The 22,386-nt window shown below is 55.3% G+C and carries 25 protein-coding genes and 1 tRNA gene; 11 read left to right on the forward strand and 15 right to left on the reverse strand.

What is annotated here, in order from left to right:
• Positions 1-49: 49 nt before the first annotated feature.
• On the reverse strand, positions 50-1,126 hold the full coding sequence (gene pdhA / locus EI77_RS18905) for a pyruvate dehydrogenase (acetyl-transferring) E1 component subunit alpha (RefSeq protein WP_133796870.1): 1,077 nt from the start codon (positions 1,124-1,126) through the stop codon (positions 50-52).
• A 327-nt stretch (positions 1,127-1,453) separates the two neighbouring features.
• Here pdhA and EI77_RS18910 point away from each other — a divergent pair, with 327 nt between their 5' ends.
• From EI77_RS18910 to EI77_RS18920, 3 genes are all read left to right on the forward strand, one after another.
• On the forward strand, positions 1,454-1,810 hold the full coding sequence (locus EI77_RS18910; protein ID WP_133796871.1) for a hypothetical protein: 357 nt from the start codon (positions 1,454-1,456) through the stop codon (positions 1,808-1,810).
• Positions 1,811-1,900: 90 nt separating this feature from the next.
• Positions 1,901-3,763: a tRNA uridine-5-carboxymethylaminomethyl(34) synthesis enzyme MnmG gene (mnmG, locus tag EI77_RS18915; protein ID WP_133796872.1), complete on the forward strand. Its 1,863-nt coding sequence runs from the start codon at positions 1,901-1,903 to the stop codon at positions 3,761-3,763.
• A 6-nt stretch (positions 3,764-3,769) separates the two neighbouring features.
• Complete coding sequence (locus EI77_RS18920; RefSeq protein ID WP_133796873.1) at positions 3,770-4,240, forward strand: hypothetical protein; 471 nt, start codon at positions 3,770-3,772, stop codon at positions 4,238-4,240.
• A 38-nt stretch (positions 4,241-4,278) separates the two neighbouring features.
• Here EI77_RS18920 and EI77_RS18925 read toward each other — a convergent pair whose 3' ends face one another.
• Complete coding sequence (locus EI77_RS18925) at positions 4,279-4,761, reverse strand: DUF3592 domain-containing protein (protein WP_166647365.1); 483 nt, start codon at positions 4,759-4,761, stop codon at positions 4,279-4,281.
• A gap of 85 nt (positions 4,762-4,846) precedes the next feature.
• Between EI77_RS18925 and EI77_RS18930 the strand changes: the two genes are divergently transcribed.
• Complete coding sequence (locus EI77_RS18930; protein WP_133796875.1) at positions 4,847-5,602, forward strand: phosphodiester glycosidase family protein; 756 nt, start codon at positions 4,847-4,849, stop codon at positions 5,600-5,602.
• Positions 5,603-5,633: 31 nt separating this feature from the next.
• Here the strand turns inward: EI77_RS18930 and EI77_RS18935 are convergent, their stop codons facing one another.
• From EI77_RS18935 to EI77_RS18945, 3 genes are all read right to left on the reverse strand, one after another.
• Positions 5,634-5,900 (reverse strand): hypothetical protein, encoded by a 267-nt coding sequence (locus EI77_RS18935; RefSeq protein ID WP_133796876.1) that lies wholly within the window; start codon positions 5,898-5,900, stop codon positions 5,634-5,636.
• An 11-nt stretch (positions 5,901-5,911) separates the two neighbouring features.
• Entirely contained in the window at positions 5,912-6,325 is a 414-nt protein-coding gene (locus tag EI77_RS18940; protein ID WP_133796877.1) for a Uma2 family endonuclease, read from the reverse strand.
• 99 nt (positions 6,326-6,424) lie between these two features.
• On the reverse strand, positions 6,425-7,837 hold the full coding sequence (locus EI77_RS18945) for a sulfatase family protein (protein WP_133796878.1): 1,413 nt from the start codon (positions 7,835-7,837) through the stop codon (positions 6,425-6,427).
• Between the two features lie 207 nt (positions 7,838-8,044).
• Between EI77_RS18945 and msrA the strand changes: the two genes are divergently transcribed.
• Positions 8,045-8,632, forward strand: coding sequence for a peptide-methionine (S)-S-oxide reductase MsrA (msrA, locus tag EI77_RS18950; protein WP_345778282.1), 588 nt, complete (start codon positions 8,045-8,047; stop codon positions 8,630-8,632).
• A 119-nt stretch (positions 8,633-8,751) separates the two neighbouring features.
• Positions 8,752-9,261, forward strand: a complete 510-nt coding sequence (locus tag EI77_RS18955) for an MscL family protein (RefSeq protein ID WP_133796880.1) — start codon at positions 8,752-8,754, stop codon at positions 9,259-9,261.
• A gap of 44 nt (positions 9,262-9,305) precedes the next feature.
• Here the strand turns inward: EI77_RS18955 and aroC are convergent, their stop codons facing one another.
• The 3 genes from aroC to EI77_RS18970 form a co-directional block, all read right to left on the reverse strand.
• A complete protein-coding gene (gene aroC, locus EI77_RS18960; protein WP_133796881.1) occupies positions 9,306-10,385 on the reverse strand; it encodes a chorismate synthase in 1,080 nt (359 codons plus the stop codon).
• Between the two features lie 284 nt (positions 10,386-10,669).
• Positions 10,670-11,416: a ribonuclease III gene (gene rnc / locus EI77_RS18965; protein ID WP_133796882.1), complete on the reverse strand. Its 747-nt coding sequence runs from the start codon at positions 11,414-11,416 to the stop codon at positions 10,670-10,672.
• A 67-nt stretch (positions 11,417-11,483) separates the two neighbouring features.
• Positions 11,484-11,558, reverse strand: a tRNA-His gene (locus EI77_RS18970).
• A gap of 288 nt (positions 11,559-11,846) precedes the next feature.
• Here EI77_RS18970 and infA point away from each other — a divergent pair.
• Together infA and EI77_RS18980 are read left to right on the forward strand one after the other, a co-directional pair.
• Positions 11,847-12,065 (forward strand): translation initiation factor IF-1, encoded by a 219-nt coding sequence (gene infA, locus EI77_RS23870; RefSeq protein ID WP_279586926.1) that lies wholly within the window; start codon positions 11,847-11,849, stop codon positions 12,063-12,065.
• Positions 12,066-12,070: 5 nt separating this feature from the next.
• Positions 12,071-12,619, forward strand: coding sequence for a ribonuclease H-like domain-containing protein (locus EI77_RS18980; RefSeq protein WP_133796884.1), 549 nt, complete (start codon positions 12,071-12,073; stop codon positions 12,617-12,619).
• A 13-nt stretch (positions 12,620-12,632) separates the two neighbouring features.
• On the opposite strand, the gene EI77_RS18985 is transcribed toward EI77_RS18980, so the two are convergent.
• Both EI77_RS18985 and sufD read right to left on the reverse strand, forming a co-directional pair.
• Positions 12,633-13,568: an endonuclease/exonuclease/phosphatase family protein gene (locus EI77_RS18985; RefSeq protein ID WP_133796885.1), complete on the reverse strand. Its 936-nt coding sequence runs from the start codon at positions 13,566-13,568 to the stop codon at positions 12,633-12,635.
• A gap of 12 nt (positions 13,569-13,580) precedes the next feature.
• Positions 13,581-14,939: a Fe-S cluster assembly protein SufD gene (gene sufD, locus EI77_RS18990; protein ID WP_133796886.1), complete on the reverse strand. Its 1,359-nt coding sequence runs from the start codon at positions 14,937-14,939 to the stop codon at positions 13,581-13,583.
• A 48-nt stretch (positions 14,940-14,987) separates the two neighbouring features.
• Here sufD and EI77_RS18995 point away from each other — a divergent pair, with 48 nt between their 5' ends.
• Together EI77_RS18995 and EI77_RS19000 are read left to right on the forward strand one after the other, a co-directional pair.
• Positions 14,988-15,263, forward strand: coding sequence for a type II toxin-antitoxin system Phd/YefM family antitoxin (locus EI77_RS18995; protein WP_133796887.1), 276 nt, complete (start codon positions 14,988-14,990; stop codon positions 15,261-15,263).
• Positions 15,260-15,682, forward strand: coding sequence for a type II toxin-antitoxin system VapC family toxin (locus tag EI77_RS19000; protein ID WP_133796888.1), 423 nt, complete (start codon positions 15,260-15,262; stop codon positions 15,680-15,682). The genes EI77_RS18995 and EI77_RS19000 overlap by 4 nt, the downstream gene beginning before the upstream one ends.
• A 309-nt stretch (positions 15,683-15,991) precedes the next feature.
• Here EI77_RS19000 and sufB read toward each other — a convergent pair whose 3' ends face one another.
• The 5 genes from sufB to EI77_RS19025 form a co-directional block, all read right to left on the reverse strand.
• Entirely contained in the window at positions 15,992-17,410 is a 1,419-nt protein-coding gene (sufB, locus tag EI77_RS19005) for a Fe-S cluster assembly protein SufB (RefSeq protein WP_133796889.1), read from the reverse strand.
• A 39-nt stretch (positions 17,411-17,449) separates the two neighbouring features.
• Positions 17,450-17,965: a YcxB family protein gene (locus tag EI77_RS19010; RefSeq protein WP_133796890.1), complete on the reverse strand. Its 516-nt coding sequence runs from the start codon at positions 17,963-17,965 to the stop codon at positions 17,450-17,452.
• 8 nt (positions 17,966-17,973) lie between these two features.
• A complete protein-coding gene (gene sufC / locus EI77_RS19015; RefSeq protein ID WP_133796891.1) occupies positions 17,974-18,729 on the reverse strand; it encodes a Fe-S cluster assembly ATPase SufC in 756 nt (251 codons plus the stop codon).
• A gap of 19 nt (positions 18,730-18,748) precedes the next feature.
• A complete protein-coding gene (locus EI77_RS19020) occupies positions 18,749-19,204 on the reverse strand; it encodes a Fur family transcriptional regulator (protein ID WP_133796892.1) in 456 nt (151 codons plus the stop codon).
• A gap of 623 nt (positions 19,205-19,827) precedes the next feature.
• Positions 19,828-20,766 carry an alpha/beta hydrolase gene (locus EI77_RS19025; protein ID WP_133796893.1) on the reverse strand — a complete coding sequence of 313 codons (939 nt, stop codon included), beginning with the start codon at positions 20,764-20,766 and terminating at the stop codon, positions 19,828-19,830.
• Positions 20,767-20,914: 148 nt separating this feature from the next.
• On the opposite strand from EI77_RS19025, the gene EI77_RS19030 reads away from it, so the two are divergent.
• The gene (locus EI77_RS19030; protein ID WP_133796894.1) at positions 20,915-22,375 is read left to right on the forward strand and encodes a trypsin-like peptidase domain-containing protein; all 1,461 of its coding nucleotides are present in this window, start codon (positions 20,915-20,917) and stop codon (positions 22,373-22,375) included.
• The last annotated feature ends 11 nt before the right edge of the window (positions 22,376-22,386 follow it).

Below are 22,386 nucleotides of genomic sequence, written 5' to 3' on the forward strand. Positions count from 1 at the left end.
CGGGATAGTCCAAACCCCGGTCACAAAGCTCTGCCTAACCAAAAGCGTGTCAATCATTGAAGAAGTGGCGGCCAGTCGCGCCTGCTTCCGTCTTGTTGTCCACTTCCCAGTACACATCTTCGAAAATCGACTCTGGCTCCGGATAAGCACTCGCTTTCGCAAACTCGGCCGATGCCTCAGCTTCTGCCTGGGCTTCGCGGTCGATCTTCTTCAGCTCATCCTCCGTCGCCACACCTTCTTCCAGCAGATTGCGCTTCCACACCTGGATCGGGTCATGTTGCTTCTGGTAACGTTCCACTTCTTCCTTCGTGCGATACTTCATCTTGTTCGCATCCGCGACCGAGTGACCTTCCCAGCGATAGGTTGCGATTTCCAGCATCGTCGGCTTACTCTCATTGTGAGCACGGTCAATCGCCACCTGCACGCGAGCGCGCACGTCATAGAGATCTTCACCCACAAACGAATCCCAGGCCATGCCGTATCCTTCAGCACGCTTCGCCAAATTTTCATTGTAAGCCGAAGAACGCTCCTGGCTGGTGCCCATGGAGTAACCGTTGTTTTCGATCACATAAATGACCGGCAGATCCCAGAGAGCGGCCAAGTTCAGTGATTCATGAAACGCACCTTGGTTCACCGCACCATCACCTAAAAAGCAAAGCGCCGCTCCTTTGAGGCCGCGATATTTCAAACCATAGGCCAGGCCAAGACCCAGCGGAGTCTGGCCAGCCACAATGCCGTGACCACCCCAGTAATTTTTATCCGGCGCAAAGTAATGCATCGATCCACCCTTGCCCCTCGAGCAGCCAGTCACTTTTCCAAAAAGTTCCGCCATGCACTCATTCATGGACATGCCCACTCCCAGCGCGTGCGCGTGGTCGCGATAAGCGGTGATGACATGATCGTTTTCACCCATCAAGGAAACGCAGCCGATCGCCACAGATTCCTGGCCGATGTAAAGATGAAGGAAACCACCCATGCGACCCGCCTGATAATGCTGCAATGAAACCTGCTCAAAGCGACGCACCCGCACCATCTTCCGGTATAGTTCAATCTTGTCCGCAGCGGTCAGTTTCGCATTAATCGGAGCATCAGCGGATTTGGCAGAAGGAGCAGTCTGGGTGGCCATAGTTGAGGGAAAGAGATACTAGCCGGATGAGGAGGGGAAGCAAGTCAGGAGTCCATGCTGTAAAGTAAACACGGATTAGACAGTCCATCCCCTTTGGATAGCATGGATGATGCCTGCTTTCTGGAAGCCTCAAGACTGTTTCCTGCATCTCAAGGATGTGGAGAATATCCCCTCCATACTTTCGGCATAAAGTGCCGGAATGATCAACATAGTCCCCGGATCATTCATTCGACATCCTTGTGGTGCCCGCCTCGCTGCTTGTGCGTTTTCTTAAACGACCCACATTTCTGGCCAGATCCTCTAAACCCGGGATAAACTCATTCATCCATGCTCACACAGGACCTCCAAAATCCAGCCGAGAGATCGATGATCATCTCCGTTCGTCTGTGGTTCTTTTGGCCACTGGCCTGTATACTCTTCGCCGCCGCTTCATACCCTTTCGGCTCCTATATCCGCGTCGCCAACAGTTGGGCTCAGTGGATCTATTTCATCATGCTCGCGGCTTTCGCCATCATACCCCTTAAATTTTTCTGCCTCGCCGCACGCTCTTCTTGGCTAGCCCTGAAGGATCGAAAGCACCGACATCAGGGTGTCATTTCGATCATCATGCTGGGCCTCGCAGCCCTGATCATCTTCCCGCTGGGCTTAGTCATAGCAAATCTGGGCGTCATGGCCGGCTCCTGATCCCTCCCATTTGTTCCACATGGAACAATTTATCCGGATGTGCTAAGGTGAATGCCGGGTTTAAAACCGACCTATTTCCCTTTCCTGACCATGTCCACCAGCCTCTATACCTACCCGAAACACTACGATGTTATCGTCTGCGGAGCAGGCCATGCGGGGGTAGAGGCAGCGATGGCGGCTGCGCGGCTCGGATGTCAGACAGCCATCCTCACTCAGAATCTGGACACCATCTCCCAGATGTCCTGCAATCCCGCTATCGGTGGCCTCGCCAAAGGTCACGTCGTGCGGGAGATTGATGCGCTCGGCGGCGTTATGGGCCTGAATACGGACGCGACAGGTATCCAGTTCCGCATGCTGAACGCCAAAAAGGGACCCTCTGTCCAGAGCCCCCGAGCCCAATGCGACAAGAAGGCCTACCAGTTTCGCATGAAGTGGCTGATCGAAAACCAGCCAAACCTGGATATGCACCAGGGCAATGCAGCCGAAATCTTGGTCGAAAATGACGTCGTCATCGGCATCCGCACCAGCCTCGGGATGATCTATCGCGCCTCCGCCGTCATCATTTCCTCCGGCACATTCATGCGCGGACTCCTCCATGTCGGCCTCCAAAACCAAGCCGGTGGCCGCATGGGAGACAGCATCTCCACTCTCTCGGATAGCCTCCTACACCTCGGCTTCGAAGTGAAGCGTTTCAAGACCGGCACCCCTTGCCGGATCAACAGTCGCAGCATCGATTTCACCCAGTGTGAACTCCAGCCCGGCGACACTCCCCCACCCCATTTCAGCTATCTTTCCGGGGTGCAAGACCAAGATCCTGACCTCTTTACCCTCAACCACTGGGGTCCAAAAATGTTCCACGTGGAACAAACCCCTTGCTGGATCACCTACACCAACCCCCAAACACACGACATTATCCGGGCTAATCTGGACAAGTCACCCATGTATTGCGGTCGGATTGAGGGGGTCGGCCCACGTTACTGTCCGTCCATTGAGGACAAGGTAGTGCGCTTTTCAGAGAAGGAACGTCACCAGGTTTTCTTGGAACCCGAGGGTCGCCATACCCGCGAATTCTATATCAACGGGGTATCCACCTCCCTGCCATACGAGGTCCAACTCCAGTTCATCCGCTCCATAGTTGGGCTCGAAAAGGCCGAAATCATCCGTCCAGGGTACGCTGTGGAGTACGATTATTGCCCCCCAACCCAGCTCTCCTCAACCCTGGAAACCAAGCGAGTCGGCGGTCTATACTTTGCCGGACAGATCAACGGGACCTCCGGATATGAGGAAGCAGCCGGTCAAGGTCTCCTCGCCGGGGCCAATGCTGCCCTCAAAATCCAGGGTAAACCACCCCTCATCCTCGGCCGTAGTGAGGCTTATCTCGGCGTGCTGGTGGATGATCTCGTCACCAAAGGCACCACCGAACCCTATCGCCTCTTCACTTCCCGCGCTGAATACCGCCTCCTTCTCCGTCAGGATAATTGCGACCTCCGCCTCACTCCCCGCGCCGCAGCGCTGGGTTTGGTCGATGATTTCCGTCGCACTCATACCGAGCAGAAGGCCGCCAAACTCGCCGAGGCGAACCACTTCGCACAAACCACCAGTCACAGCAGCATGCGCCTTCATGCCTGGATTCGTCGGACTGAAAACGATCATACTTTCCTGCCCCAGGATATCCGCTCCCAGTTTTCCGATGAAATCTGGCAACTCCTGGAGAACGACCTCAAGTATGAAGGCTACGTCCAGCGCCAAGAACTCATGGTCGAAAAGACCTCACGCATGGATGAAAAGGAGATTCCTGCCAATTTCGATTACTCCAAAATTCACGGTATGAAGACCGAGGCCCACATGCGCCTCTCCCAAATTCGCCCCACCACCCTCGGCCAAGCAACCCGCATCCAAGGCGTCACCCCTGCTGATATCGCGCTCCTCGCTGTCATGCTAAGAAAGGGATGAGTTTCGATGCTGCTTTTGCTCCAATGCATGGGCATTGCCCTGCTCATCTATCTCCTCCTTCATTATCTCTCCCAATGGGCGGTATCCGTCTGGGCAACCAAAGTAGCTGCTAAAGCTTTAGCCAAGCCTCATCGCCCCTCTACCCTTCTACCTGAAAGCCTCTGCACCATTCACATCACTGAGGATGAATTCAGCTTCTTTCATCCCGATGGCACCCAACAAAGCCTGAAGTGGTCTGATCTCCAGAAAATGGAAATCATCACCACCAGTGATGGACCACTGCTCCCAGATCGCTTTTGGGTGCTGCATGGTTTACAGGAACCCATCATCATTCCTCAAGGAGCTCAAGGCGACGTCACTTTGCTCGAGAGACTGCAGAAGCTTCCTGGCTTTAAAAACGATGTTTTTATCGAGGCTCAGGGCAGCACTTCATATGGCCACTTCACTTGCTGGAACAAGTCACCCGCCGAGCCATAAGCAGTGCAATTCTTGTCCATGACAAGAACTCCTCAAACTCATCCCAAGTGGATACCTCTCCGGGTTCTTCTTCCTCCACCAAAGACTAGCAGCCTGGCACCAAACAATAACCCCAGCCCGCCTCCGCCCATCATCAGCCAGGGAAGTTTGCCCGTTTTTCGCTCCAGGCAGGCTTCATGCGGATTTGCAGGATCATAGTAAACAGGGACTTCTTTTCCTACCGGCCGTGCATTGACGATCACCGCCGCATCCGACCTGTTGCTTGAACTCCCGTCCATAAAGCCGATCTGGTCACCCTTATATGTTTGGCCGTCCACCTCATACTCATAAGTCACCCGTGCCTCATACATTCTCGTCGTAGCACCGGCTCTTGTCCTTGCCTCCGCCACTTCAGAATGCAGCACCTTACCGGCGGCAACAGGCCAGGACTCACTCGTCTTCATCTTCGAGTAATAGCCCCAGCCCAGCCAGATAAAATAACCCGAAACAAGGAGAGGAATGAATTTGGTGATTGCGCGCATGATGGCGATTGATGGCATCGAATAGTGTGATTGACCAAATCCTCCTGTATGTGACACACTTTTCTACCTGCCCTTTTTAGCTCGTATGACTCCTCGCCTTTATCGTTTCCTGGGCAGCCTCGGCTTCCTTATCGCCCCTGCCCTGCTCGCCACAGACATCCAAGAATACGACGGAGCCCTCTACCACCTGTACCGCGTTCCAGTCGCTGAACACACCAAGCTGGACCTGCGATGGACCGATCCCACAGGCCAACCCCTTTCTGATTTCGGGGGCCTTCAGCAGCAGCTCGCCAGTGAGGGTAAAAAGATCCTCTTCGCCACCAATGCAGGCATCTACGAGCGTGGCCCCCGACCATGCGGCCTAACAATAAGTGCTTCAAAAGAACAAGTGTCTTTAAATCTTGCCGACGGCGCCGGAAATTTCTATCTCAAACCCAATGGCGTCTTTTATCTCGATGACGTTGCAGGCCCCGGCATCGTCACCAGCCCCGAATACCCGGCCCTGAATGTGCGCCCGCGCATCGCCACTCAATCCGGCCCCATCCTCCTTCGCAAGGGTGTCATTCACCCCGCCTTCCAGCCCGATTCTGTTAATAAAAGACAGCGCAGCGCCGTGGGCATCGTCGCTGCCACTAAGGAGATCGTCTTCGTCATGAGCGACCGTGAAGACCGCGCCAAAGGCCGCGTGACCTTCCACCAGCTCTCCCGCTTCCTTCTCCACCTCGGCTGCCAGGATGCACTTTATCTCGATGGAGAAATCTCCCAGATGATCACCGCCCCCGCTCCCGGCACAAAGTTCAGCCCCAATACCTTTGCAGCCATGTTCGTCATCACGGACTAACAAAGAGTATCACAAAAAAGCATCTGCCCGATCAGCCCAGGTCACCTGGGTCCACACCCATCTCCCGCAGCTTCGCTGCCAGTAGATCAGCCCGCTCCTGCCCCGTAAATAGCATCTTCCCTTCCCGGTCGCACCAGCGCAACCATTGATGCGTCACTCCTTCGAACTCGCCTTCCCAGAGCATCAGGCCCAGGCCCAATTCACCAAACGTCATCTGCTGCTGGGGCCGGTAAACGCTCCGCTCCAGCGCAAACACGCTCTGGCTTTTTTCCGAGAGATAGTGGATGGGATCAAACACTGCATACCACGTCACTCCCATGTGCTGGTAATTGCGCAGCTTTGCATCCAGTTCACTCCCTTGGTGTTTGAAACAATCTCAATCACCACATCCGGGACCTTGCCATCAAACATCCAGCTAAAGTAAGCGCGATGTTCTTTGTTCATCAGGTCCTGCAGGGGTTCCACATGGGTAGTCACCAGCACATCCGGCACAATGGCAGGCCGGTTCAGTGCTACATATACCCCCACATTCGCCATGGCTACAAATGGGAATCCCGGATGCCAGGAGGCATGAATGGATTCCGTGAGAAGCCGCATCTGTTTCTCAGAGAATCGATTAGCCAGCGGAACATCGTCCTCAGTGATCAGGTTGGAGACATCTGGACGCGGGATTTCCTCCTCCAAATCGCCTCCTGTATGGGTGCTCGTGCTGCCATCCATCATGCGCCAAGAATAAACGAGCAGCCGCTTCCCACAAGATGCTAAACCATCCCAACTGAGAGTCCTCAGGCCTGCTACTCTCCGTCACTCCCGCAAGACCCGTTACTTGTAGTCCTCCCCATTCAGGCTGCGCGCCACGCTTTCCAGCCAGTCTTCCAGCGCCATTTGCATCTGCGGCACCCGCTCAGGCTGCTCGGCAAAGAGCACCCGGCTTTCTGTGGGATCTGCACTCAGATCATAGAGTTCCCATTCCACCTGCCCTTTTTTGTCTTCGATGCGATGCAGCTTCCAGTTTCCGTCCAGCCAGGCCGCATGCCCTGGAAAATTATCCACGGACATCGGCTCACCGATCACTCCTGCATCTTTGAAAAGGCGATTCTCACCTTCGGGTTCGCGGCCATCTGCCTGCGCAGCCAGCAGATCACTCATCCACTCCTCAGACGGTGTCGGAATGCCCTTCCCCGGCCGTTCCCAAAAACCGATCGAGCGATTCCGTTTCTTTTCAGTCCCCTCCAGCAGTGGCAGCAGATTGATACCGTCCAGCTCATGCAGTTTCTCCGGCTCCACCTTCGCCATCGCCAGCACCGTCGGAAAAATGTCGCTGGTCGTGCACGGTGCCGTGATGACCTTCGGCTCCGCGAATAACGCCGGCCACTCCATCAGCGCAGGCACCAGCAGCCCACCCTCATAAATATTACCCTTGTTTCCACGGCGACCCCCGCTTGAGCCTATTTTGGGCAGCGCCCCATTATCACTGCAGTACCACAGCACCGTGTTCTCGCTCAATTCCAAATCCTTCAACTCCTGGCGGATGCGGCCAAAGGCACGATCCATAGCCGTGATCTCTCCATAGAAATCCTGCACATTCTTCGGCTGGTCAGCATACAGTGTCCGGTCCTCTTCCAGCGCTCGGTGTGGGCTGTGTGGGGAGCCAAACCAGACCACCGCCAGGAAACGCTGCTTTTGGTTAGACTGCTGCCGGATATACTGGATAGCCAGTTCCGCTGTGATATCCGAGCTATCTCCCTTGAACTGTTTAGCCGTGCCTTCATCACTCAGGATCGGATCCATATCGAAGAAATTTGGGGCCGAAATCCAATGGTCAAAACCGCTCGCACCTGGACTTACCGGACTCGCCTTCTGCACTCCGCCCAGATGCCATTTGCCATAATGGCCTGTGCGATAGCCCGCTTCCTTCAGTACCTCCGCCACCGTGATCTCCTGCGGCCTCAGCGGGTATCCCCAAGAAAAGCAGCCAAACCGGTTTGGCGTACGTCCTGTCAAAACACTGCCGCGCGTGGGCGAGCACACGGGGGCCGCCGCATGAAAATTATCGAATCGGATTCCCTCCTTCGCCATTGCATCGAAGTTCGGCGTCTTCAGATGCGGGTGGCCATTATAGGCCATGTCTCCCCATCCCTGATCATCCGCCATCACCAAGACAATGTTCGGCGGCTCAGTGGTGATGGCTTGCGCTGAAACAGTCACGAGGAAACTCAAAAGTAGTGCTTTCATATCACAGATCGGTTTATGCAAAGGCTACGGACTGCGAGCGTACATGTCCAGACTCGCTTGCACTGGAATAAATCGGAAGCCGTCATCTCCCATCTCACGAAAGCACACACATCTGAAAGTTTGGCTGCCATCGTAACGCATGAGTAGTCGCCACATACGCCAACCCCCTTTGCGACCATGAAACTCTTTATCTCACTCCTCGCCGCCATGTCCACTGCCCTTTCCCCCGCCATCGCCGCAGATCCTGCGCCCTCATCTGGAAAAACTGAGCTCGCCGTACTCGGCGGTGGTTGTTTCTGGTGTACCGAAGCCCAGTATGAAATGCTCAAAGGCGTGAAAACCGTCGTCAGCGGTTATTGCAACGGCAGCAAGGAAAACCCCACGTACAAGGAGGTCTGCACCGGCGATACTGGCCACAATGAAGTCATTCAGATCGAGTTCGACCCCACCATCATCACCTACAAGGAAATCCTCGATTACTTCTGGATCGCCCATGATCCCACCACCCTCAACCGTCAGGGCAATGATGTGGGTGATCAATACCGCTCCGGCATCTATTACATGAATGACGAGCAGAAAAAGATCGCCGAAGAATCCATGAAAGCCGCTCAGAAAGACTGGGACCAGCCCATCGTCACCGAGATCGTCCCTCTGAAGAAATTCTACATCGCCGAAGACTACCACCAGGACTACTTCGTGAACAACCCCAACCAGGGTTACTGCCGCGCCGTCGTCAGCCCCAAAGTCTCCAAATTCCGCGCCAAACTGGCCAAGGAAGGCAAATTTAAAGAGTAAGCCCGCGAGCGGAATGAATCCGGGCCTCTATGCGCCCATCCTCCTGCTGAAAATCGATAGAAATGAGGTGGCAATGGCCGGATGGTCCGGTCCTTGTCACCTCTTCTTTTATCGGCCACATGAAGCTGCCTCAGTTCGAATCACCAGCCATGCTGGATGAGTTTAAGAAATTCATCCTCAAAGGAAACGTCGTCAGCCTTTCCACCGGAGTCATCATTGGCTCCGCCTTCAACAACATCGTCACCGCTTTTACCAAAGGCATCGTCGAGCCCATCCTCGCCATCTTCGGTGGCAACGATCTCGGCACCTCCAATTGGAAATTCAAAATCTGGGAGAAAATGGCGACCGTCACCGAAAAGGTCAACGGCGTCGAAGTGAAGACCGAAAAAATGATCCCCGTACTCCTGGATGTTGGAGCCATCATCGGCAGCGTCATCGGATTCCTCATCACAGCAGCCATCGTCTTTTTCATCATCGTCAAGCCAACCAACAAGCTGCTGGACCTCGTCGTAAAAAAAGACACGCCACCCGCAGCCCTACCGCCGGATGTCGCCCTTCTCACCGAGATCCGCGACATGATGAAACGCCAGGAAGAAGCGGCCAACCGCAGCCAGTCCCCCGTTTTGTAGTCCCGCCTTAAGGCGGATTCTTTGAACACCGCACCCAGCCTTTTTTACGCATTAAGTGCCCGCTGCCGCAGGAAGTGGTCCACCACTACCAAGTGCACCATCGCCTCCACCATCGGCACGGCACGCGGCAGCACGCAGGCATCGTGACGGCCACGGGCTGAGAGCGTCGTATCCTCGCCGGTGTTGGTCACCGTCTTTTGCTCTCGCAGGACAGTGGCGGTCGGTTTGAAAGCCACACGGAAAACGATTTCCTCGCCGTTGCTAATCCCGCCTTGGATACCGCCGCTGCGATTGGTGCGGGTGCGCACATTTTCGCCGTCCATATAAAATTCGTCATTGTGCTCCAGACCCGTCATCAGCGTCCCGGCAAAGCCGCTGCCAATTTCAAAGCCCTTCGTGGCAGGCAGGCTCATCATCGCCTTGGCCAGATCTGCTTCCAGTTTGTCAAAGACCGGTTCTCCCAGCCCGGCGGGCACTCCCCGCACCACGCATTCCACCACACCGCCCACGCTGTTTCCCTGACTGCGCACGCTTTCTATCAACTCGATCATCCGCTCCGCCGCATCAGGATCGCAGGTCCGGACAATGTTGGATTCGATCAACTCGGATGTCAGCGTCTCAGGCACCTTGGCTTCCAGATGCTGGATGGTCTTCACGTAAGCCAGGCATTCATAGCCCTTTAGAGACTGTTGGAGCACTTTGCGGGCGATGGCCCCGGCTGCGACACGGCCAATGGTTTCACGCGCGCTGGAGCGGCCTCCACCCGAGACGGCTCGGATGCCATACTTCGCGTCATAGGTATAGTCGGCGTGGCTCGGCCGGTATGCCTGCGCCATCTCCGTATACGCTGAGGGACGCTGATCCGTATTCCTCACGAAAAGGCCGATGGGCGTACCCAGCGTCACACCATCCAGCACTCCAGACAGGATCTCCGCCTTGTCATCCTCTTTGCGGGGCGTCACAATCTTGCTCTGCCCTGGGCGACGCCGGTCCAGCTCACTTTGGATGTCCTCCACGGTCAAAGGGATACGCGGCGGGCAGCCATCAATGACAACACCCACCCCGGGACCATGGGATTCACCCCAAGTGCTGATGCGGAAAAGAGTGCCGAGGCTGCTGGACATAGGGTGGGTATGATGGACGGCAGAGATGCCTGTGCAAGCAAAGCTGTGCTCAGAGTGAGTTATGCCTCTTATGCCCAGTCTCTGAGATTGAATAAGGGTAGCTCAATTAAATCTCCTTATCCGTATAGGCTGGGCATAAGACCAATAAGCCTGTTCCTCTGCCCAAACCGGGCCGTTCCACAGTTGCTTTCTCTGCGGATAAAATTGCGCATAGGCTGTGTATCCTCACGAACAAGTCTCAGTTATGAGGGTTGCTCGCAGAGTTGAGGGGAGTTATCGGCCTCTTACTCACACTTAATGACAGAAATTTTAGTGGATTTAATATTCAGGGAAGCCAGACTTTTAAGTTGTGCTATAAGAGTTGGAGATTCCAAAGCTGCTTTAGCCGATGCTGTCTCCGCTTCTTTCTTGCTGTTTCCGCTTCCAGTTCCAAGCACGGCACCCATCCAATTGACGCTGGCTTCGAAAGACTTGGCGTGATCTGGCCCGGATTGACCGAGGATCTCGTATTGAGGAGGCATGGGCCCTACCGACTGGATGATTTCCTGAAGCTGCCCCTTCGGATTCTGGTCTCCTGGATTCACCAGCAGCTTTTCCAGATCCTCACTAAACAAGAATCGTGCGAAGCGCTGCGCTTCGGCAATACCTCCATCCAGATAAATGGCCCCTGCGACAGCTTCCAAGACATCCGCCAGCGTGCTTTCCCGCTCGCGGCCACCATTGGCCTGTTCGCCACGGCCCATGATCAGAAAACTTCCCAGTTTTAACCGGCGTGCGACATTGGCCAAAGCCTTGGTGGAAACGATTTGGGAACGCAGGGTGGTCAGCTTCCCCTCGTCCGCCTTGGGCAGCCTTTGATAGAGCAACTCCGAAAGCAACAGCTGCAGGACGGCATCTCCCAGGAATTCCAGGCGTTGATTGTCTGCCTGGACCCGCTGCGCCTCATAGCCGACACTTCCGTGAGTCAGGGCCATCGTCAGCAATTGACGATCACGAAAGGAGTAACCAAGGACAGATTCGAGCACTTCCATGAGACCAGGAGAATTTCACACGCCTTGTTCCAGAGGGTAGAACGGCTGTCAACGTGAACAGCGGGAATGGGGTGATCGACGGGGCTCGAACCCGCAACAACCAGAATCACAATCTGGGGCTCTACCATTGAGCTACGACCACCATCTGAAAACTAGCGAAGCGGAACATAATGCAGTGTTGGCTCAGCGCCAGCACTTTTTTGCAACCTGCTTCTCACACAGAATGGTTAAGACAGGAAAAATTAGCAGTTGTCAACCGGGTCCACGCGCAGCACTCTTAGACCGCCCGGATTTCTGAAAAATCCGCGCTGAGTTATCTATGCCTCCTCCTCGTCGTTCAAATAATCGTGGCGGACCACGTCGTCCATCGGGTCCATCCCGTGGCGGTTCCGGTCGTCGCCCCCCTCCGCCCCCGCCACCTGAAGACGAACTGAAGCAGAAGGAAGAGGCCATTGAACTTGATGGCGTCATCTCTGCCGTTCTCGCTGGTACCATGTTCCGCGTAAAGCTGAAGAACGGTCATGAAGTTCTGGCCCACATCTCCGGCAAGATGCGCAAGCGCTTCATCCGTCTGGTGATCGGTGACAACGTGAAGATCGAAATGTCGCCTTACGACATGGACAAGGCCCGTATCGTCTATCGTCTCTGAGTGCGATGGCCCGGGATATTGTTTACTTCGACCTGGAAACCCGCCGCACCGCCAATGATGTGGGCGGCTGGGGGAACAAGCACAAGATGGGTATTTCCGTCGGTGTCACCTTCAGCACCCGGCTTGGGGAATACCGCATCTTCCAGGAAGAGGAAACGTCCGATCTGATCTACCAGCTCACGCGGGCAGATCTCGTCGTCGGTTTTAACCATGTCAGCTTCGACTATGAAGTGCTCATGGGTCATACCATCTTCGACTTCCGCGACCAGGTCCGGGATCTGGACCTGCTGGTGGATCTTGAGAAAAAGCTCGGCCACCGGCTCAAGCTGGATGCCGTCGCCTCAGCCAGCCTGGGTACGGGCAAGACGGCCGATGGTCTCGATGCTATCCGCTGGTGGCAGCAGGGAAAGATCGCCGAGATCGCCGAATACTGCGCCTTCGATGTTAAGGTAACCAAATGCGTTCACGAATACGGTGCCAAAAATGGCTTCGTCAAATACCATGACCGCAACGGTCGTGAGCAGCAGGTGGCTGTGGACTGGAAGATCGACTGAGGTGCTGCCGACTTCACTTTTCCTTGCGGCGTAGCGTCACGAGGAGTGCAGCGTGGTCACTGTGGGAAAGAGCCCAGACCTTGCGGGCTTCGACCGTCTGCCAGTCTCGGCCTAACCAAAGATGATCCAAACTGAGCAGGGGAAGCCCCAGTGGCCAGGTTTCTTTGAAGCCTTCTCCTGCATCCTCCAGTGCGTGGGTATAGCGTGCGCGGTATCCATCGAGAAGAGCGGACTCCAAAGGCGTATTGAAATCACCCATCAAGAGCGCATCGGAACGTCCTTGTGTATGGGAAAGAGCATCCTCCAACTGGCCTTTGCGCCAGTGCAGTGGATGCGGGTAAACATCCGCGACCACGACCGGGAAAGTTGGGCCGAGGCCTGTGACTTCATAGCATGCATAGGCACCTGAGCGCTCCAGAGTACCCCAATCGCGGCGGGTATAGTCCACACGCGAAGCCCAGAGAATACCACGGCGCATCCATTCCACCTTATAGCCCGGCAGCATGGATTCATAGATGCGGCATCGATCTTCCATGTTCTTGCGGCCCGGCTCCACAAAGGCTGCGAAATGGGGCTTGAAGTCGCGGATCAGATCTACCATGCCCTGGTGTATAGTGGTCGGATGGGACAGATTCCAGTAGAGGATACGCACCTCTTGGTTCTTATCCCGCACTAAGCCAGCAGGCGGACCGCTGCCCCAGGAGCTGGCGATCCAGGTGGATGCCAGGGCCAGGCTGGTGATCGCTGCAGCCAGACGGGAGCGTTTGCCTGCCTTTGGCCAAACCAAAAGGATGACAGCGAGTGCCAGCAGGCATGGCTTTGGCATCGCATAAAACAGAAGCCGCAGGCCAAACAGATGATCCTTGAGACCGAACTGGAGGACGAGTCCCAGCCCAAGCCCCGCCCAGCCTGAGATCAGGCAAAAGCGGAGCAGCCGGGAAAGGATCATTGCCGGATTGGCTTAAACAGCGCGTTCCAGCTTCTCATCAATACGGGCCACAAGGGTGTCCAGCACCTCACTGTTGCCAAAGCGCTTCAGCACATCCGCTAGGAAACCTTCGATGATCAGCTTGCGGGATTCACTGTCGCTGATGCCGCGGGCCTTCAGGTAGAAGAGCTCTTCATCGCTGATGGGGCCGCTGGTGGCACCGTGGCTGCACTTGACCTGGTCAGCATTGATCTCCAGACCAGGAAGCGAAGTGGCTTCGGCTTCATCACTGTTGAGCAGGTTGCGGCAAGTCTGATAGGCGTCCGTATAATGGGCGGTTTCATCCACGGTGATCAGGCCGCTGAAGATGCTGCGGGATTTGCCATACAATGCATTCTTGTAAAGAAGGTCGCTCGTTGCATGCGGGGCCATGTGGTTCTGCAATGTCCGCTGATCCACGATCTGGTCACCGATAGGCAGTGAGACGCTGAGCATGTCACTGCGGGATCCCTGGCCGATGAGGTCACTGACGGTTTCACTGCGGCTGAACGCGGCACCGAGCTGGACCTGAAAGCTCTTCACATTGGCGTCACGACCGGCGACGATGCTGGAAAGATGCAGGGCCTGCGCATCGTCCGCCAGCTCCTGGCAGGCAGCATAGGTGATGCGGCTACCAGTGCCACTGACGAGGTCAGCAACGGCGATGCTGAGCCCGCCTTCACCTTCCAGGCTGCGGTAATGGTCCACCACGCTCACTTCAGCATTGTCACCGCTAACAATAAGTGTGTGCGGGAAAATGGCGGCATGATCACCCACCACCCAATGGAAAACCTCAATGGGTTTTTCGATGGCCACATTCTTCGGCAAGACGATGACGGTACCTGCCTTGACATGGGCCAGATGCAGCGCGGCAAACTTGGCCGAGCCGAGGGTCATCTCCCGTTTCATGAAGTGATCCTTCAGCACATCGCCATGTGACTTCAGAGCTTCAGCGAAGTTCACACAGACCACGCCGACTGGCAGGGCATCGGTTTCTGAAAGCACCAGCTCATCATTCACAAAGACAAAGCGGGCCGTGCGTTCCTTCAATCCCTCGGATGCTAAGATAGCCGCCTGCTTCTGGGCTTCCGTGGCTGGCATGGCCGGGCGATGCTGAGCCAGCTCCATGTTTTTGGCATTGGAATAACGCCAGTTTTCATCCTTGATGCTGGGCGTCGGAAGCTTTTGAAACTCCTCCCAGGCCGCTTCAGAGCGGGCTAAGAACCAGCCTGGAGCGGAGGTTTCATCACGCACAGGCGCAATGACTTCAAGACCGGAGGGAGCAGGGATGGCAGGAGTGTCAGACACAGGATCGAGGTTAAGTTTGGGAGTGGGGGAAAGGGTAGCGGGCATGGAAAAATCTGGCTAGACTGGCTAGAATGAAAAGGTTATGCTCGGTTTATGAAAGCCGTTAAAAAAGAGTGGCAACTCCAGGAAGCGAAGAACCGCTTCAGTGAGGTGGTCAACCAGGCGCTGACCGACGGCGCGCAAACCATCACCCGGCATGGCAAGCCTGTCGTCGTGGTGTTGTCACAAGAAGAGTTCAGGCGGCTGGCTCCAAAGAAAGAAGAGAAGGAGTGGAGCATGCTGGAGCACTTGCTGGCCTGTCCGGACAAGACGTTGCACAAACGGGTCTTTAGGACCCCAGGTGCACCGCGTGATGTTGATTTCTCATGAAGTATCTGCTCGACACCATGGTCGTCAGCGAGCCGACCAAACGTAAACGAGAGCCAAAAGTTATTCAGTGGCTTATCGCACAGGATGCTGATTGCGCCATCTCCATCCTGACTCTGGGCGAAGTGGAACGCGGAATCGTGAGCATGGCCCCTAGCCAGCGGAAACGTAATCTGACGGAGTGGTTTAACAGCTTTGCGGAGCACATGGAGCAGCGTAACCGCATTCTCCCGGTGGACCGCACGTTGATGAGTTTTTGGGGTCCGGTTTACACTCGAGAAGAGCGACTGACCAAGCGCAAGCCGCCCTTTGTCGATACGATTCTCGCGGCTACCGCTGAACTGCATGGGCTGACACTGGTGACGCGCAATGAAAAGGATTTCCCGAAGAGTCTGAGCCTGATTAATCCTTGGAAGATCTGAAGAGGAGCGGGGTCCAGTGTTTCGAGATGCACGCGCAGACCAGCCGCCGCAGACTTTGCGGTCATCACTTAGGTTATTATGATGAAGCTGGGAGAGCATGATTTCTACAGATGACGGATCAGGGCTGTTCTGCGGAAGCGGGTTTTACTGCAGTGGATTTTGCTTGCTGGATAACCAGAAGTTGGTCAAGCTTGGTTTCGATGGAATCCATCCTTACACGCAGGGTGTTAACTAAGCGGAGAATCCACCAGATGAACACATAGGCAAGTATAGGCCATATTACGGCCAAGGCTTGGTTTAACGAATGCATCAGCCGACGCTGCCCTCCATTTCGAGATCAATGAGGCGCTTGAGCTCGACGCTGTATTCCATGGGGAATTCTTTGACGAGGTCGTTGATGAAGCCGTTGACGCTGAGGCTCATGGCCTCGGCTTCACTGAGGCCGCGCTGCATAAGGTAGAAGATCTGATCGGCACTGACCTGGCTGACGCTGGCTTCGTGCTGCGTAGAGTGCTGGTTGCCGCGCACGCTGATGGCCGGGTAGGTATCGGTGCGGCTGTTGGTGTTGATTAGCAGGGCATCGCACTCGGTGTTGTTCTTGCAGCCTTTGAGGTGCTTCGGAATATGGACCAGACCGCGATAGGTGCTGCGGCCTTCACCAATGGAGATGGACTTGCTGATGACGTTGCTGGTGGTGTCATCGGCAGCGTGCACCATCTTGGCACCAGTGTCCTGATGCTGGCCGGTGTTTGCCAGAGCAATGCTGATGACCTCACCACGGGCGCGCTTGCCCTTCATGATGACGCCGGGGTACTTCATGGTTAGGCGGCTTCCGATGTTGCAGTCGATCCAGCGCACTTCAGCATCTTCATGGGCGATGCCGCGTTTGGTGACGAGGTTGAAGACGTTACTGCTCCAGTTTTGCACGGTCACGTATTGGATCTTCGCACCCTTCATGGCCACGAGTTCCACCACGGCGCTGTGCAGCGTGGCGGTTTCAAATTTAGGGGCAGTGCAACCTTCCATGTACATCAGCTCCGCGCCTTCATCGGCGATGATGAGCGTACGCTCGAACTGGCCGAACTGCTCGGAGTTGATGCGGAAGTAAGCCTGCAAAGGATGCTTCACTTTCACGCCTGGAGGCACGTAGATGAAGGAACCGCCAGAGAACACGGCGCTGTTGAGGGCGCTGAATTTGTTGTCGCCAGTCGGGATGACTTTGCCGAACCACTTCTTGAAAATCTCGGGGTGCTTGTGCAGGCCCTCGGTGCTGTTGACAAAGATGACGCCCTGCTCCTCCACGGCGGCCTTGATGTTGGAGTAAGCAGCCTCCGAGTCATACTGAGCCTCCACGCCGGCGAGGAATTTTCTTTCCTGCTCCGGAATGCCCAGGCGGTCAAAGGTGCGCTTCACATCTTCTGGCACATCGTCCCAGGAACGCTTCGGCTTCTGGCCATCGGAGAGGTAGTAGCGGAACTCGTCGAACTTGATGTTCTCCAGATCCTTGGTGGCCCAATGCGTAGGCATGGGCTTGCTCTGGAAAATCTTGAGCGCTTTGTGGCGGAACTCACGGATCCAGTCGGGGTCGTTTTTGACATCGGCGATGAAGTCCACCGTCTTTTCGGTGATGCCGAAGCCGGAGTCGAACTTGTTGCGCTCAGGGAACGTGAAGTCCCCCACGCTATCAACCTTGATGTCGGAAATGTCGTTGTCTGGGGCGGTGACCATAATAAGAAAGTGTTTGGTGTTCAGTTTTCAGTGCTCAGCTCAGCCAATCTTGGAATGCTTGGTTTTGGTGGAGATGAGCTGGAGGAAGCGGTCGTAATCGGACTCGGAAGAGAAGGCGGTTTTTGGGAGCCAGTTGAAGGCTTTTTTATGACTGTAAATCATAGCGCCATCAGGTGTGGAGATGCTTTCAATGAAGTAATCCCAATCGAACTTCCCCTCTCCTAGTGGCATTCTCACCAATAAGCCTTGATCATTAAATTGGTATGACACCGTAGTTCCGAATGATGGAGAAGTCTTCAAGGCTCGCAGGTAGATTCGCGGCCCCATCCAATAAGCCAATGCTAATAAGAGCGCGGCTCCCACCAAAAACCAATACTGCGGGAACATCTGGATTTTACCCTGGCTGATAATTGAGGGAATGGTGGAGATAACTACAAGTGCAACGGCCACCCAAAGAGGCCAGCCAAACACTGTGGAACGACGACTGTGCCATTTGTACCCCGCCAACATTGTTGGAGCATCAAAAGGCATAGTCGCTGTAATCTCTTCGTTCATTCAATTAGTTAGGCAGCAGCGAGCAGCTCTTCCTTGACCCAGTCGTAGCCTTTTTCTTCGAGCTTGAGGGCGAGTTCTTTGCCGCCGGTGTGGACGATCTGGCCGTCGATCATGACGTGGACGATGTCGGGCTGGATGTAGTTCAGCAGGCGCTGGTAGTGGGTGATGACGAGGAAGCCGCGGTTCTCGCTGCGCATGGCATTGACGCCACGGGAGACGACCTTGAGGGCATCGATGTCGAGGCCGGAATCGGTCTCATCAAGAATGGCATACTTCGGCTCCAGCATCATGAGTTGGAGGATCTCGTTGCGCTTTTTCTCGCCGCCGGAGAAGCCTTCGTTGACGCTGCGGCCGGTGAAGCTGCGGTCCATTTCGAGCTGGTCCATGCGTGCATAGAGCTGCTTGTAGAATTTGATGGCGTCAATGTCCTCGCCTTTCGGCAAGCGGGCCTTGAGGGCGGCACGAAGGAAGTTGGCGTTGCTGACGCCGGGGATCTCATGCGGATACTGGAAGGCCAGAAAGAGCCCGGCGCGGCTGCGGGCATCCACGGCCATATCGAGGATGTTTTCGCCATCCAGGAGGACTTCACCGCTGGTGACTTCGTAGTCTTCGTGGCCGCAGAGGACCTTGCTCAGAGTGCTTTTGCCAGAGCCGTTGGGGCCCATGATGGCGTGGACTTCACCCGGATTGATCGTGAGGTTGAGGCCTTTGAGGATTTCGCGGCCGGGGATCTGGGCGTGGAGTGCTTTGATTTCGAGGGACATGAGGGAGTTTAAGAAAGGGTTAGGCTTTGTGGGAACACGCGTTGCAGGTTCCGTGGATGGCGATGTCCATGCGGGTGACCTTGGTGCCAGCGGGCAGGTTCCAGAATTTGGCTGGGTCGAAGTCGGCCGCAGGGTGGGCATCAATGACCTTGCCGCAGGTCTCGCAGTGAAAGTGGACGTGCTCGTGGAGGTTGGCGCAGTAGCGGGACTGGCCGCGCTCAAGCTGGACCTGGCGGATGAGGCCGTGGGTGGTCAGGTGCTCCAGACAATTGTAAACGGTGGCGAGGGAGATGCTGGGGGAGCGCTCCTTGACCTTGGCGAAGAGATCGTAAGCCGTCGGGTGGTCATTGGACTCGGCCAGGGCCTGGAAGACCTCCCGACGGTGCGGGGTCAAGCGAGCATCCGTGCCCAGCACGGCCAGACGGCAGTCCAGGCCGCTGGGCTTGGATGAAGAACGTGGGGATGGAGTGGCCATGTTAGAATTAGAATTGGAATGATTCTAATGTATTGGATACGTCAAGGAATCAAGGGGGGATTCGAGATGCAGTGGAATTTGGGGTAGAAGGAAGTACTCAGTGCTCAGTTCGGAGCGCACAGTGCGTTGATGAGATCAAGATGGTATTTATAAAAATGGTTATGGGGGTTATGGATGATAAGGCTTATTGGAAGGCGGATGGGGATGGGGAGAAATTGAATTTTATCCCCATTTGGGGATCATTTGAGTTAATAGCTTGAGGATGAGTGTCTTAGCATGGGGATTGGTTCCCCATGGAGTCCCCATTGGGGGATGGTTGGGGAATCATGGGATTGCTAGATTCGATCTGCATTGGGTCTGAAGGGAAGATTGAAAAGGGTAGGTTTGCGGATAGAATACATTATTTATGGATGTTTACAAGGTGGTGATGAAGAGGATAGGTAGGATGGATGGGGCCATGCACTGAAACTCCCAAATCACCACTGGTTCTTTTTGCCGCAATGGGGCAGAGGGGCAGATTTCTTATTCAGTCTCACTTCATTCGCTGCTCCTCCGCCCCCCTCGGTTAAGTCGGTTGATTGGGTAGAGAGTCGAGATGAGGTCTGGAACAGCACAAGGTATAGCTACTTGAGGTGCTTGAGGAAGAAGGCGACCGTTCGGGACTGAATTTCGGAGCGGGGTGGATGGATGGATTCGCCGCTGAAACCGTGGCCGGCTCCTTTGGAAATGAGGCATTCGATGGGGATGCCTTTGGCGGTGGCGGCGTCGCGGAGGGCGATGGCGTTTTGAAAGTTGAGGACGATGTCATCATCCCCATGGGCGACAAAGATGGGAGGGCTGTCGGCACGGAGGAGCTCGATGGGGCTGAGCTTGAGGGCGAGGTCGCGTTTTTCCTCAAGAGTGCCGCCGAGGAGAGGGAGGAGACGCTGGGGCCGCTCGAAATTGCTGCCTTTCATGAGTTCGCGGTCCACAAAGGAGACGAGTGGATAGTATGAAGCCACACAGCGGATCCTTACGGGTGGACCGGGGATGGCTGGATCGCAGGGATAGTCTGCATCCTCTCCCAGGGCAGTAACGAGGGTGAGGTGGCCGCCGGCAGAGGAGCCAAAGGTTGCGATGCGCTCGGGATCAATGCCATAGTCCCCGGCGTGTCGGGCCAGGAAACGCACGGCGTCCTTGCAGTCGGCCACGGCATCATTGGCAGTGGTGGGCTGGCCGTCCACAAGGCGGTATTCAATGCTGGCACAGGCGATGCCTTCCTGGTTGAGGCTGCGGATGACGCCAATGATGTCCTGACGGAGGGCTTTGTATTTATCCCCCTTCCCCCAGCCACCGCCGTGGATGTAAACGACGAGAGGCGCTTGATCGAACTTCTTTTCCAACGGCTGAAAGAGCATGAGGTCCAGCTTCTGACCTCCGGCTTCTTTGAAGACGATGTTATTGATGATCTTCAGGTCCGCTGGAAGGCGGGGGATGTGAGCGGCTGTTTCCTCGGGAGCAGAGAAGGCGAAGTTGAAGAAGAGCAGACTCTGGATAGTCAACAGAAGGGAAAGCAGTTTCATGGAGAGGAGTATGGGAACGTGGTTTTTTTAACCCTTCTTTGACCGTTCTCCCGGCTTTACATACTGGATTAGGATTGTCATGAAACGAGGCGACTCTATCGCATAGGCATAAGAGTTGCCTAATTGAGAAATGGGCCTAGAAGGGTAGATGCTTATCTGGCGCGCCACAGGAAATTTGCTTCTATTTTTCAGCTATTGCTTTGTGTGTGATGCCAAATCTGAGACGCTGCCTGGAAAGGAACGTGAGATGGTGGTGCAGAGAGATGCTACTCCGCTAGGAAGCCGGACCCAGGTGGTTTTAAGCTATGCGGATGTGATTGAGCGTGTGCGGGACAGCGTGGTGACAGTGTATGTTTCCCGAGCGAGCAAAGGTGAGGATCGTGAGGACAGTGAGGAAAATCCTTTTGATCTTGTCCCAAGACGAAGATCCATTGATGACGATTCAGAAGAAAAGTATCAAGGCAGCGGGAGTGGTGTCATTCTTACTCAGGATGGATTGATCGTCACAAATGCCCATGTGGTGAAGGATGCGGACAAGATTTACATCCGGCTACGTGGGAGAGAAGAAGACATGGAAGCAGTGATGATGGGCATTGACCCGGCGACGGACATCGCCGTGCTCAAGATGGAGGCGGAGAGTCTGAAGCCGTCCACTCTGGGGGATAGCAGCGTGGTGCGTCCAGGGGATGTAGTGCTGGCCATCGGCAGTCCTTTCGGGCTGGAGCAGACGATCACCCTGGGTATCATCAGTGCTACAGGCCGGGGTACACTGGGGCTGATTGACGGAGGGATGGAAGATTTTTTGCAGACGGATGCGGCGATCAATCCTGGCAATTCGGGAGGGCCTTTGCTGGATGGATTGGGGAGGGTGATCGGCATTAATACGGCCCGCTACTGGGGAGATAACATCGGCTTTGCCGTGCCGGCCAATCTGGTGCTAAAAGTCGCCGGAGATTTGTACCGCCATGGATGGGTGGTGCGAGGTTTTTTGGGGGTGCATACACTGGAGGTGACTCCGAAACTGGTTGGAGAACTGAAGCTGCCCAAGAAGGCGCGGGGTGTGATCATCAACAGTGTGGAAGCCGATGAAGCTGCTGCGAAGGCTGGATTTCATTCGGGAGATCTGGTCATTGAAGTGAATGGCCGACGGGTGGAAAATGGGGCAAGATTTCGCCTCAGTCTGGCCAGTCAGCAGCCGGGTGATGAAGCGACTTTCCAGGTGTTGCGCGATGGGAAGGAAATCAGCCTTCAAGCTAAGCTGGGAGACCCTCCCGAATTGAGGGCAGCGCGTGCTATCGCAGCGAAGGCGGAGCCGTCCGATCATGAGTGGGCTCCCGGTCTGTTTGTGGCGGAGGTGGACCGGGATTGGAGGATGAAGCTAAAGCTGTCCCCCCAGATAAAAGGCCTGGTGGTCACGAAGGATTTCAAAATCCAGGATCGTGGTGTCCATCTCAGTGCCGGAGACCAGATCTTGCTGATCAATGGCAAGCCGGTGAAAAACCAGGCAGAGGCTAAAGCGCAGCTGGCTTCGCTAAAAACTCAGATCCTATTGCTTAAAATCCGGGGAGCGGAGGATGAACGTTTTGTGGCGGTGCCGCGTGTGCCCTGAAGAATCCAAGT

Origin of the sequence: Prosthecobacter fusiformis, assembly GCF_004364345.1 — a bacterium.
Taxonomy (GTDB): Bacteria; Verrucomicrobiota; Verrucomicrobiia; order Verrucomicrobiales; family Verrucomicrobiaceae; genus Prosthecobacter; species Prosthecobacter fusiformis.